This is a genomic window from Fibrisoma montanum (assembly GCF_003583365.1).
GTDB lineage: Bacteria > Bacteroidota > Bacteroidia > Cytophagales > Spirosomataceae > Fibrisoma > Fibrisoma montanum.
Genome location: NZ_QXED01000007.1, coordinates 224,273 through 237,281, shown reverse-complemented (window position 1 = coordinate 237,281; position 13,009 = coordinate 224,273). Strand labels below are relative to the sequence as shown.

The 13,009-nt window shown below is 49.8% G+C and carries 11 protein-coding genes; 10 read left to right on the top strand and 1 reads right to left on the bottom strand.

Annotated features, from left to right (window positions below; genetic code table 11):
* Positions 1 to 434: 434 nt before the first annotated feature.
* From DYU11_RS23520 to DYU11_RS23485, 8 genes are all read left to right on the top strand, one after another.
* The gene (locus DYU11_RS23520) at positions 435 to 1,058 is read left to right on the top strand and encodes a hypothetical protein (RefSeq protein ID WP_119670175.1); all 624 of its coding nucleotides are present in this window, start codon (positions 435 to 437) and stop codon (positions 1,056 to 1,058) included.
* A gap of 451 nt (positions 1,059 to 1,509) precedes the next feature.
* Positions 1,510 to 2,250: a hypothetical protein gene (locus DYU11_RS23515; protein WP_119670174.1), complete on the top strand. Its 741-nt coding sequence runs from the start codon at positions 1,510 to 1,512 to the stop codon at positions 2,248 to 2,250.
* Between the two features lie 135 nt (positions 2,251 to 2,385).
* Positions 2,386 to 2,649 (top strand): hypothetical protein, encoded by a 264-nt coding sequence (locus DYU11_RS23510; protein WP_119670173.1) that lies wholly within the window; start codon positions 2,386 to 2,388, stop codon positions 2,647 to 2,649.
* Between the two features lie 138 nt (positions 2,650 to 2,787).
* Positions 2,788 to 3,531, top strand: coding sequence for a class I SAM-dependent methyltransferase (locus DYU11_RS23505; protein WP_119670172.1), 744 nt, complete (start codon positions 2,788 to 2,790; stop codon positions 3,529 to 3,531).
* Between the two features lie 727 nt (positions 3,532 to 4,258).
* Complete coding sequence (locus DYU11_RS23500; protein WP_119670171.1) at positions 4,259 to 5,035, top strand: hypothetical protein; 777 nt, start codon at positions 4,259 to 4,261, stop codon at positions 5,033 to 5,035.
* 353 nt (positions 5,036 to 5,388) lie between these two features.
* Positions 5,389 to 6,000, top strand: a complete 612-nt coding sequence (locus DYU11_RS23495) for a DUF6624 domain-containing protein (RefSeq protein ID WP_119670170.1) — start codon at positions 5,389 to 5,391, stop codon at positions 5,998 to 6,000.
* A gap of 121 nt (positions 6,001 to 6,121) precedes the next feature.
* On the top strand, positions 6,122 to 7,003 hold the full coding sequence (locus tag DYU11_RS23490; RefSeq protein WP_119670169.1) for a sugar phosphate isomerase/epimerase family protein: 882 nt from the start codon (positions 6,122 to 6,124) through the stop codon (positions 7,001 to 7,003).
* Positions 7,004 to 7,102: 99 nt separating this feature from the next.
* Positions 7,103 to 9,268: a polysaccharide lyase family 8 super-sandwich domain-containing protein gene (locus DYU11_RS23485; RefSeq protein ID WP_119670347.1), complete on the top strand. Its 2,166-nt coding sequence runs from the start codon at positions 7,103 to 7,105 to the stop codon at positions 9,266 to 9,268.
* A gap of 120 nt (positions 9,269 to 9,388) precedes the next feature.
* On the opposite strand, the gene DYU11_RS23480 is transcribed toward DYU11_RS23485, so the two are convergent.
* Positions 9,389 to 10,819, bottom strand: a complete 1,431-nt coding sequence (locus DYU11_RS23480) for an aldehyde dehydrogenase family protein (protein ID WP_119670168.1) — start codon at positions 10,817 to 10,819, stop codon at positions 9,389 to 9,391.
* 135 nt (positions 10,820 to 10,954) lie between these two features.
* On the opposite strand from DYU11_RS23480, the gene DYU11_RS23475 reads away from it, so the two are divergent.
* Positions 10,955 to 12,172: a helix-turn-helix domain-containing protein gene (locus DYU11_RS23475; RefSeq protein WP_119670167.1), complete on the top strand. Its 1,218-nt coding sequence runs from the start codon at positions 10,955 to 10,957 to the stop codon at positions 12,170 to 12,172.
* A gap of 271 nt (positions 12,173 to 12,443) precedes the next feature.
* Positions 12,444 to 12,953 (top strand): pyridoxamine 5'-phosphate oxidase family protein, encoded by a 510-nt coding sequence (locus DYU11_RS23470; protein ID WP_119670166.1) that lies wholly within the window; start codon positions 12,444 to 12,446, stop codon positions 12,951 to 12,953.
* Positions 12,954 to 13,009 lie beyond the last annotated feature (56 nt).

Sequence of the window (13,009 nt, the reverse complement as noted above, 5' to 3'; positions counted from 1 at the left end):
CGTTCAATGAATACCGTCACATCGCCAATGCTTCAACGTTAGTAGTTCGCTCCGCGTGTGTGGCTTGGTTGCCAGTGACAGGAAGCTTGTCCTAAAAGCAAGGTCTGACAGCCTAACATCCCATGTGTGTAAATGCCTCGCTACGGTCGTCATCACCATATATTGGCGTTAGGTGTCCCGTTCAAGTTAGTGGGTAGTTCACGTATCGGGCGACAGGGTAAATAATTGATAGTGAGTGTATTTATGTTGGTGTTTCGCGTTCCGGTCGACAGGCTAGTCACCGCTGGATAGCATGTTTTTGCTGGCGTATCGCGTCTGATTGAAAAGGTCAACTACTAGGCGACAAAACGTCGACAAATACGTTTATTTCGAACGGTATTTATGAAAAACCACTTTATCTGCATCAATCAAACTTAACTACAAACTGAGTTAGAATGAAAAGTCTTTATTTCAGCGCGCTCGTACTCTTGATTGGTGGATGTGCTCGACAACCTTCTTTGCCTGCTAACAGCCCATTTACTGTGACTAGTATACTCAATGATTCTAGCTGGTATGGAACCGGTCAGGTATTACGAATTAAGGAGCCGACCCAAAAATTAGAAGACGTTCGACAGTTTAATCTGCTAGTCTTTACCGACATTGATTATCCCGGTATGGGTGATAAGCCTAACCCGAATACCGATAATGGTTGTGTAGATCCCGAATGTACCCTAACTCAACAATTGACTATCTACAATATTCCATTGAAAAAGGGTCGCACCCTGATTGCTGACCTCGACAAGCGCGGCAGCTTGAAAAAAGAGCGAACTAGCTTTTATTATGTGGGTAATTCTGGTGGAACAATGAAGCGATATGTCGATAATGGATCAAAACATAGTTGGGTTAGGGTAACAAAAGTGAATCATTCGTCAGGCATAGTAGAAGGGCGTTTTACCCTTTCGCTCAATGAAGATATGACCGTCTTTAACCGACTCCAAAACGGCCTGCCGGAAACGGCTCGTTTCACTGAAGGACTGTTCCGAATAAAGATCAAGGACGTACTAATAAAGGATAAATGACATAAAGTCTGTAAGATCACACGTCTCAAGTTGTTACAATGCGCTATTCAGAGGACAAGCTTCTGCCTCTCTCAGCTTATTCGGTGCTGTGCTTGGTTAGTCAGCTCTGCGGGGTCCACTTACCTCGGACAGGAAACTGCCCGGCTAGCCAAACTGGCACCTAACGAAGCAGAGGGTGTAAAGGTTGTAACATACTTGAGTTTTATCTTGTCTTTTGTTCACCATCAGCCCTCCGGGCGTTGAGGGTAAACACAATAAGTATATAGTAACTAGCATTATTGTGATAAGCCGCACTTAACTGATAGAAAATCTTACAAATTCGCATTTCAAGCTCCGGTCGACACCGCGAACACCGGTATTAGTTGGTTTGACAAGTCGGACAAGTTGCGTCGGACACGAGAATAGCCTTTGTTCAGATAGTCATTCTTAAATTTAGCTTTACTATAAACTCATGAGAACGTTGTTCTTTTATTTTGCATTCTTCGTGACCGCTGACGCTTTTGCGAGTAGTACTCTCGATACCGCAGTCGTAAACAAGGTAATTCGAAGCACTTTGAAAGAGTTAAATTCAATACATCATGTTAAGTATGATTACTATATAGAATTGAATTATTTATCTGAAAACTATCATAAAGACGCTAGCAAGAAAGTATACATGGAGTTCGACAATAATGAGCCATTGTTAGGTTTGGTTTTTACTGACAGTGAGAAGACTTATTCTTCTGTTTTTAACGGTGAAGAATATTTCAATATAAACAAAAAAGCAAATACTATTGAGTTAACTAAAAAGCCATCTCACGACACATTTCGCAGTCAAACCTTTTTTGTGAATTCTTACTATTCACTCAAGCGTTTTTTGCCCATTGTACTGTCGTCTGATTCAATTAACAGAGTAGTGGCTGATACTATAATAAACGGTAAGAAATTCAGTGCTTTTCGTTTCACTCTAAATAACTATATGATGGGCAGGTTTGGCAAGTTAGAGAAATTGAGCGTCGAAAAGAAACTAACATATACCGTCATTATAGATGACAAATACTTACCGCTTCAGGTGATCCAAAGAGACAATTTAAATCCTAAAGATTACACACTTGTAAAATTTTCGGCTATTTCTATAAATGGAAAAAAGCCCTCTGCAGAGGAATGGAAATATGAGACTTATGTCAAAATGTATAAGCCTGTTTCAAAATAACCAGCCCGCCCCCGTTAGGCTACCTCGACAAGTGAAGCAGGTCAGTGTTTGTGTACGTGAGCCCAGCTGTGTATTTTAGCCCAGCATTGAACAGATCGCTACATTGCATTTGTCTACCCTCAAAGAAAACAGACTATGGCTTCCCCTATTGACTACTCAAAATTAACTGTAGACGAATTGCTGGTCGCAGAAGCCAAAATCAAGAAGCAGAGAATCATGTGGGCCTTCATTATCGGAGCGTTCATCGGTATCGTTTTTTGGGCTGTTATGAGTCACGCTTCATTGGTTAAAATAGTGCTTTTGGTGATTCTTTTCGGCAGTCTGGGTAGTGGCGGCAAGAGAAACGAAGATAACTTCAAAGCGCTTGAAGCTGAACTTCGTAGCCGAAACATCCGGTAATCGTTGGTGTCCAATGCCGATCGGGGGGACGGTTTTCCTGCCTTGTGTTCCATCTTCCCGGCGACAGGCCGCACGTCCTGTTAAGTCATCCCCTGCTGTTAAAAGATTCCTCTTTTCTCTATCCTAACCACCTACGTGATGGCGACCGACTACAACGCAATTGCAAAAGAGTACCAGGCATCCAAGTTGTTACCCTGGCGAAATTATGTTGAGTCGTACACATTCTTTGAGTTGGCAGGAGATCTGGCCGACCTGGATGTGCTTGATTTAGCGTGTGGAGAAGGGTTCTACACCCGGCAAATTAAGTATAGAGGGGCTGCTCAGGTTACAGGCGTTGACATTTCGGAGGGTATGATCCAGCTCGCGCGGGAGGCCGAAACCGCTTCGCAACTTGGATTAACGTATTATTGCCAGGATGTTCTGTTGCTCAATCTTGACAAAAAATTCGACCTTATCTGTGCCAGTTATCTGCTTAACTACGCCCGCACAGCTGACGAACTCGATCAGATGTGCCGGGTTATTGCCAACCATTTGAAACCCGGCGGTCGTTTCATTACTATCAACAGCAATCCTGATTTCCGGGGTAGTGTTGCGATTATGTTTCCGTATGGGTTCACCCGCGAAAACGATAGCTATGACGAAGGAGCTGCCATCACGTATCGCTTTTATCAATCGGATGCATCTCACATCGCCGTTACCAACTACCACCTCGAAAAAGCTACCCACGAAACGGCATTACAATCCGCGGGTCTTTCCCAGATTCAATGGCACTCGGTGAAGGTTTCCCCTGAAGGCGTTGAGGTGCATGGAAGGGACTATTGGTCAGCTATCTTAAGTTGGCAACCGATTGTTGGGCTTTCGTGTGTTCGGGCGAAGGGTTAAGAAAGGCGATACTCGGCTAATCGCACTGGCTGTGTTCTGCTCATTAGTTTTGGCTCCGAAGGTCCTGAGCAATAGGGTAATTGCTCTGGTAGCCAGTTGTCTACGTCGGGTTGGTAGGTCAGAGATGGCAGCCCAACCGCCACCGAGTTCGTGTGCAAACGACCCCAGAGGATCTGTTAAAATAACTTTTAATGTTGCTAGCTTATGAAGAAGCTGTTTAGGGTTTCATTCCGAGCGTGTTTTTTGTCATTCCGACGCCAGGAGGAATCTTCGCCGACGATCACTCCTCGAGCTACAGACGATTCCTCCTGGTGTCGGAATGACAAAAACGTCCTCTTCTTATTTTCTTTCCTTGAATCCTAAACAACTTCAAAGTAATTTGGTATTGAAACACATCAAACAATTGGTTTAAAAGTGCTGTCAGGATTTGTTCTGAAGTATAGAACTCGCATCCATCACCATTTAGGGCATTGGACGCAGAGACAAAAAGTAAAATGTGAGTGCCGCATTCGGGTGACAAGCCGCACTTGTCAGATAGACACGCTTTAAATTCATATTTCGGAGTTTTGGTCGACACACTAAACGCTGGGGTTAGTCAGACAGATAGATGAAGTACAATGAAGTTGACAGCCAAACACCTCAATATGACATCTATCAGGTTGGATTGACATAAGCCGGGTTTGTTATATTTTGGGCTTTTACGATTAAAAAATTACTAGACAATTTTATGAAATTACTTTTTCTGATCCCCATCTTACTTATCACTTCTATCGGCTATGGCCAAAATAAAATATGGTTAATTGGAACAGCGCACGAGAAAAATAATTACATCAATCCAGATACACTAACCGCTGCTTTAAATAAGATAAAGCCAGATTTAATTCTAATTGAATTGGAAGAGAAACACTTTGACAAAGATTATAATTTTAATACATCTAAATATTCAATAAATGATTATTTAACAACCAATGAGAATATTGCTAGTTATAAATACAAGCAACAGCGAGGAACACAGTTACGGCCGTTTGATATTAACGGAAGGCACGATTTTTATGAAAAAGAAAATTACCAAGTAAAAGAAAATAATATGTTTAAGGAAATGTTAGATTTTTATAAAAGTAATAAATTATCAGAAGATTGTAAAGTTGATTTTGAAATCTTACTCTTAGCTTTGAGTAGCTATTCAAGTTTAAAGTTTAATTCATTGAAGGAATCAAATTCTGACGTGGCAACTAAATTCCTTGCTTTAAAGAATAAAATAAACTTTGAACTGATGATTTCCATAGCAAAAAGAACTAAAGATTTGGAGAAGTGGGTGAGTTTTGCAGAGCTTAGAAAAAACTATTGGAACAAGAGAAATAAGATAATGACAGAAAATATTATTAAATACGCCAAAGAATTCAAAGGAAAGAGAATAGTTGTTTTTGTAGGTAACGACCACAAGTATGCATTAGTTGAAATGCTCAAGGAAAATAATTTTGAAATCAAAAACTCTTACGATTGATAAAATAAGAGATGCGTTTTGTACGCTTCGTATGGAGCCGCTTTCGGTCGATATGAAGCAAGTCACCAAGTCAAACAAAGCAGCCCAACTGTCACCGAGTTCGTGTGCAAACGACCTCAGAGGATCTGTTAAAATAACTTTTTGGATGAATGTTAATAATCAGTTGGCTGTAATTCAAAAGCGCATTCCAGCAGATGTATAAAGGGATTAGGTACATTGCTTTGCTCTAACTTGTTGGATCACCATCACGCGGAGTTGTTGGTTAGATCGCCCAAAATGTGTTTGAAAGAGTATGTGCGACAGTTCATAGTTGGGCCGGTCCGCCGTCAACCTATCCGTTCACTTCGGTTCAGATGGTACACACCGCTATTGCTCAGGAATTAATCGAACGCCGTAAGCACGACCTTGACGTAAGACAGCGGCTTGTCGACGAAGGCACCTTATTCGGTGGCTACAATCCGGAGATGGAACAAGTCCACCTCGAAAACGCCCGCCGACTTCAGGAGATAATCGCTGAGATTGGCTGGCCTACTCAGGAGCAGGTGGGCGAAGAAGCCAGCCAGGCTGCCTGGTTGATTGTTCAGCATGCGATCAGCTGGCCTGCCTTCATGAAAAGCTGTCTGGTTTTGATGAAAGAGCAGGAAACTACCGGTACTATTGATCCGGTCAACGTCGCTTTTCTCTCAGACCGCATTGCTATGTTCGAGAATCGTCCGCAGTCGTACGGGACTCAGTTCGTGGACGATGACCAGGGCCAACTTGTTCCTTACGTGCTTGATGCGTCTGTCGACCAGGTGAACCAACGCCGTCAGCAACTGGGACTGAACACCCTTGAGGAGCGATTAACAGAATTGACAGCCCAGAGGCAAGCTGAGCAGGAAAAACAACGAACGGCCGGCGAGAGGCAGGCCGCGCAGAACGAGTACGATACGTGGCGCCGAAACGTCGGGTGGATTGCTCAATAGCTCCCAACACATTGGATGTGTCTCTTACCCGATAGGTAGTAAACCCCGGCAGGCGTCTTTTCCCGTAAAGCCGTTACGCGTTCAGCGTTTCGGCAATCGTCACGTCCTAAGTCTGCCCAGTATGGTTGCTATTGATAGGAAAACATTTCTCAAGGACCTGGCCCTGCTGACCGGCGCTTCTTTCCTGTCGGGCCCAACGGTTGTTGCTGAACCAACCCTGAAGAAGTCGGCCATCAAACTCGGACTTGTTACGTACCTGTGGGGCAAAGACTGGGACTTGCCCACGCTGCTGAAAAACTGCGCGGATACCGGCATTCAGGGCGTCGAACTCCGCGTGGATCATGCGCATAACGTAACGCCCGAACTTACGGCGGCCCAACGCCGGGAGGTCAAACAGCGATTTACCGACAGCCCGGTCCAACTGGTGGGTTTCGGTACCAATCAGCAGTTCGATTTCATTGAACAGGAGCGGGTTAAGGCGTCTATTGAGCGGGCAAAGGCGTTTATCCGGTTAAGCGCCGATGTGGGTGGGTCGGGCGTGAAGGTGAAGCCTAACGGGCTGCATAAGGAAGTTCCGGTTGAGAAGACGCTGACCCAGATCGGCGAATCGCTGAACGAACTGGCCCGGTACGGCGCCGAATTTGGGCAGCAGATCCGGCTGGAAGTGCACGGGGAAGAAACCCAGGAACTGCCCATAACCAAGCGAATTATGGACATTGCGTCTCATCCGAATGCCACCATCTGCTGGAACTGTAACCCCCAGGACCTGAACGGGAAGGGGTTTGCTTATAATTTCAATCTGGTCAAAGACCGGTTCGGTGCCACCTGCCACGTACGTGAACTTGACCGAACCGACTACCCCTATACCGAGCTGCTGACCAATCTGGTCAACATGAACTATACCGGCTGGGTCCTGCTGGAATGCCATACCAATCCGCCCGATAAGATAGCTTCCCTGAAGGTGCAGCGGGCTGTTTTTGACCGGATGGTCAGTAAGCTATAAACCCTCATGCCCACTGGTAAGTGTTCGGTAGAGTGTTGTATCGGCAAACCAGATTGGTTGTAATTCGGTGATCTACGTTAGATGTTTACTTTACTCTCCATGAAATTCATCCCCCGTTGGCTGGTATCTCTGCCGGTTGCGCTTCTGTTTGTCTCCGGCTGCCTGGCCCAGAACGATCTCAGGCTCATTAAAGAGCGCGTGGTGACTGACCTGATGGCCGGCAAAATTGTCGACAGCCAGGTAGAGGGCATGATGGCCAGGATGAACGACGACGGCAGCTTTCGGGGAATCAACTACGAAGACCTGAGTCGAACGGCCGGCTTTCCGCACGGAGGTCACACGCGTGATCTGGTCTATATGGCCAGAGCGTATAAGAACAAGTCGTCGACGTATTACCGAAACCGGCAGTTGAAAGAGCGTATCATCAACGGGCTGGCATATTGGGTCAGAAACGATTTTGTGGGCGACAACTGGCACGATAACCAGATTACAACCCCCACGAATCTGGTTAACCTGATGCTGGTGATCGGCGACGAACTGCCTAAAGACCTCGTGGCCAAAGCCCAGCCCATGATTGGCCGGGCCAACATGAACGCGTCGGGTGCCCGCCCCAGCGGTGACCGGATTGTGATTGCGGGCATTCTGGCCAAGAATCTGCTGTTTCTTAATGATCATCAGGCGTTCGATACCGTCATCAGGATTATTGAGGGGGAGATGAAATTCGCGACCGGCGAACGGGGCCTGCAGCACGATTACAGTTTCCACCACCGGGTAGACCGGGTCAACAACACCTCTTCCTACGGCTACGGAAAATATGCCAACGCCTACGGCGAGTGGTCGTACTACGTAGCGGGCACCAGATACGCCTTCGCCAAAGAGAAACTGAACCAACTCGTCGACTACTACCTTGACGGGATCTATAAACAGATGGTGTACGGCGTCTACGAAGACATCAGCGTCAAGAACCGTAGTATTTCTGGCAAGGCCACCTTCCAGCCGCAGAGCACGCTTGAAATAGAGCGGGTGTTGATCAGTACGGATTACCGCAAAGCCGAACTGGAAGAAATCATCCGGCTGCGCAAAGGTGACGCCAGGCCTTCGGCGTCGTTCGCCAAGTTCTTCTGGCAAACCGAGCACTTTGTGTTCCAGCGCCCTACGTTCTACACCACGGTGCGGATGTTTTCGACCCGCAACCGCAACATGGAAGAACCCTACAACGGCCCTGGTAAACTGACCCATCACCGCGCCGATGGTACCAATTACCTGATGCTGAAAGGCGATGAATACCACAACATCTGGCCGGTGTACAACTGGCAGAAGATTTCGGGGACAACCACCCTGCAGAAGCCCAGCCTGCCCGGGCCTGATCAGATTCAGAAAGACGGGCTGACCGATTTTGTGGGCGCGGTGACGGACGGCTTATTCGGCGCGGTCGTTTTCGACTTCAAGAGTCCGCACGATGGGGTGGAAGCCAGGAAAGCGTGGTTCTTTTTTGACGAAGAGTATGTGTGTCTGGGTACCGATATTACGGCAAAGCCTGCGATGCCGGTCGTTACCACCATCAATCAGGTGCTGATGCGGAGTGATGTACGCATGATGCAGGACGGTAAGGTCCAGTCTGTTCCGAAAGGGAGCCGAACCCTCGACAAGGTTAAATGGGTTCATCACGACAGGGTAGGCTATATCTTTCCTCAGCCGGTCACCGTGGGCCTGTCCAATCAGACCGAAACGGGCCGCTGGTCGGACATTACCGATCAGAAAAACATCAGTAAGGAACTGGTCAGCGAAGACGTATTTGCGTTGTGGTTCGACCACGGCAGCAAACCGGCTGGGGCTTCGTATCAATACATTGTCGTACCGGCTGTGTCGGAGGAGCAGGTAGCCCAGACCGCCAACACGAATCGCTCCATCGAGATCCTCGCCAACACCCGTGACCTACAGGCGGTAAAACATGGCCAGGCGGGAATTACGCAGTTGGCTTTTTACAAGGCAGGAACTGTCGACATCGCGCAAGGTGTAAAAGTGGGCCTGGACAGCCAGGGTATGGCCATGCTGAAAATGCAGGGTGGCCGACTGAAGGAACTGACCGTGGCTGACCCGTCGAGAAAGCTGAACCGGATGGTGCTTTCGGTGACGGGTCTGTACAATGGCAAAGGCGAAAACTACCGTACCCTGGTCGATGCCGAACAAAACACCACCCTGTTCATTGTGGATTTACCCCAGGGCGTCTATACCGGCAAAAGCGTTTCCCTGAAGGTTGACTAATCCGGGCTGCTCTACGTAGCGTGTGCGTATACGATGGCCGTCAACCTCGGCGTCGGGCATCGCGTACTCGTTATGAACCGTACCGGCTTATTCAGTACCTCTGGGGCTACTGGTGAAAAGCTACACGTACTTCGTCAGCCAGCCGATCAGCTTCCTGACCTTGTCGGTGTAGGGTGGATACAGGAATTTCATGGTCCCGAATTCACGTACCATCACGCCCCGCTGGTTCGAAAACTCCTGGAAGCTGAAGAAGCCGTTCGACTTGCCCAGCCCGCTGTTGTTGACGCCACCGAACGGTAGCTCTACGTTCCCGAACTGAAGCATCGTTTCGTTGACGACCGTATCGCCGGCCGAGGTCCGGTCCAGTACGTACTGGATGTTCCGTCGACTGCGGCTGTGTATATACAAGGCCAGGGGTTTTTCGCGGGTATTGACCACCCGCAGCGCATCGTCCAGATTTGTGTACGTCAGCACGGGCAGCACCGGACCAAAAATCTCTTCCTGCATGATGCGCATGTCGTCCGATACGCCTTCGACTACGGTAGGCTCGATGAAATTGTCGGCTTCGTTCATCCGGCCGCCAATCGTTACGGTCGCACCTTTCTGGACGGCTTCATCCAGCAAGTCGCGGATGCGCTGAAAATGCCTGCGGTTAACGATCCGGGCGTAACTGTCCGATGCGTCGGCGGGCTGGCCGTTCGGGCGGTACATCGTCTCTACGGTTTGCCGGAATGCGTTCATGAACGGCTCTTTCACCGACTGATGCACCAGCAGATAATCCGGGGCGATGCAGGTCTGGCCGTTGTTGATGTATTTGCCCCAGGCCAGTTGTCCGGCTGCCTGACTAAGGTCGGCTGTTTCGTCGACGATGGCGGGCGATTTGCCGCCGAGTTCGAGCGTGACCGATGCCAGATGGTTAGCCGCAGCCGCCATCACAATCCGCCCAACGGCCGGACTCCCCGTAAAAAAGATGTGGTTGAACGGCAGGTCGAGCAGCGCCTGCGCTACACCGGCGTCGCCTTCAACCAGGGCGACCTCCTCGGGCGGGAACAACTCGTCGATCATGCGGTGCAGCAACGCGGCCGTGTGGGGTGTCATCTCCGACGGCTTCAGCATGGCGACGTTCCCGGCCGCGATAGCCGATACCAGCGGGCGGACAATCAGCGAGAACGGGTAGTTCCACGGCGCCAGGATCAGTACGTTGCCTTTCGGCTCGTGCCGGATGTGGCTTTTGGTACCAATCAGGCTGACGGGCGTGGGTACGCGCTGCGGTTTCATCCACTGCTTCAGGTGTTTGGCCGTGTATTTGATTTCGCTGAGTACGGCATACAGTTCCGCCAGCGATACCTCGACCGCCGGTTTCCGGAAGTCGTCGTACATGGCCTTCTGGATATCGGCTTCGTGGTCGGTAATCCACCGCTGAACCCGCCGGATGCGCTCGATGCGCTGGTCGGCGGTGGTCAGAGCCTGCTGGGGGGCGTGTCGGCGCTGGGTATCAAAGAGAGCCCGCAACGTATGGCGGAGCTCGGTTTCAGTAGGCAGCGTAATCATAGGTTCGGTAGGCTGGAGTGAGTTTCCTGCAAATCAATACATTAAAAATACAAACGAATGGGTCTGTTTGTTACGGTTGGCATTTAAAACCGGAAACGCATATCTTAGCTAAAATTTACAATTAACCCCGACCGGATGTCGCTCGTCAGTGAAAATATCCGATACCTGCGCAAACTCAATGGGCTAACGCAGGAACAGTTTGCCAGGAAAATAAACATCAAACGCTCGTTGTTAGGGGCTTACGAAGAAGCCCGCGCCAATCCGAACCAGCAAAACATGCAGGCCATCGCCAAGGCGTTTAACACGACGGTTGAGTTACTGACCCGGCAGGATTTACGGAAACTTCGCGAGACGCCCAACCTGAGCATCCCCCTCGGCCAGCCCGCCCGGTCGTCGGAACCCCGCTACGAAAAATCAACGGAGCAGGCCGGTATCCACCCCGATCTGTCGGATATGTTCGCGCAGCCGGAACCCGTTCCGGGCCCTGAGCCGCAGCCGCTGTCGAACCTGCTGAACAAGTACTACCGGGCACCGGAGGAGAACCGCCCACCCGAACGGGCTACGTTGCCACTGGTGCCGCCGGTCATTACGCCCCCGGTCCGGCCAACAGAAAACCGGCCGACATCGCCCGCTACGGTTCCGTTTACCCCACCGGCTCCCCGGCGGACCACCGGAATCCGGTTGCTGGCCCAGCCGATGACGTTCCGGCGCGTGCAGGCCAACGCACCCGGTCATGCCCCCGTCGATCGGCTCTTCGGTACGTCTGCCTCTGGTCCGGCTACAACCCGCCCGGCGTATGCAGCACCGGATTCGCTGAGTTTCAACAACGTCTTTGACGGAAACGCAGCGCCCCGATCCAGCGCCGGTTCACAGACCGCCCAGGCGAACATTCCGGTTGTAATGCTGTCGGCGTTCGGCGATTACACCCAGCGGTATCAGCAGACTGATTTTGTGGGTCAACTGCCCGTGATGCATTTGCCGACCCTACCCGAAGGCCAGTACCGCGCTTTTGAAGCGGATGCCGATTTTGCCTATCCCGGCGCTTTGCTCGTGGGGCAGTTTGTTCGCAACTGGTTCGATATTGTCGACGGTCGGCTTTACGTGCTTCTCATTCAGGGCACCCGGCCGGAGCTGCATTGCCGCCGGGTATTCAGTCAGGTGAAGGTGAAAGGCACCCTGTTGCTGACGGCCGATAAAGCCAGTGTACCCAGCCGCGAAATTGCCCTGAAAGATGTGCTGGAAGTCTGGGAGGTGAAGGCCTTCGTGAGCCAGCAACTACCCCTGCCCGCCCCCAATACCGACCGGCTGAAACAACTGGTCGATGAATTGCGATTCGAAGTAGAGCGGCTGTAACGTCCCGAACTGATCTATTCGGCCTGTACGGTCAGGTTCTCAATACCTGACCGTACAGGCCGGATGCTTTCAACTGTTTCCATCCCCGAAAGGCCTCTTTCTTGGTTGACTAATCGCTGTTGAACGTAGTGTTTCTGAACAGGAGTTCGGTTTCTGTAAACTTGGGTTGCGATCTGTTGGGCCATTGCCTCAGTTTCAGAATTGTTAATCAAACTGACAAAACCCTACTAAAGATATATAGTTAAGAATATGCACACAATCAACAGCACTTATGCAAACACAAACGTTGCAGCCTCTGGAGCTTCACAAGCTAAAGGAGGAAATTAAGGACATTCGGACGGCCATGCTGACGACACAGCGCGAGGATGGCGAATTTCATAGCCGGCCGATGGCAACGCACGGGGTGGATGAAGACGGCACGATGTGGTTTTTTACCTACAAGGATTCGAACAAAGTACGTGAAATTCAGGAAAATGATCGGGTGAGTCTGGGGTTTGTGGATACAGGGGCCGAAACCTACGTAGCTATTTCGGGCAATGCGGAGGTAGTCGACGATCAGCGGAAGATTGATGCGTTGTGGAACGATGTGCTGAAGACCTGGTTCCCGAACGGTAAAAACGACCCGAACATTACGTTGCTCAAAGTGACGACGCATTCGGGCGAATACTGGGACCGGCCGGGGGGTAAAATGATGCAGTTGTTTGAAATGGCCAAGGGCGCCCTGACGGGACAGCCGGATACGTCGGGCCGGGATGAGAAGTTTGGCAATGAACCCCGATAGTATGTAATACTTTTCGTACCTTCCTCTCTGTTTAACCAGGCTTTGGTGGCGGGCTA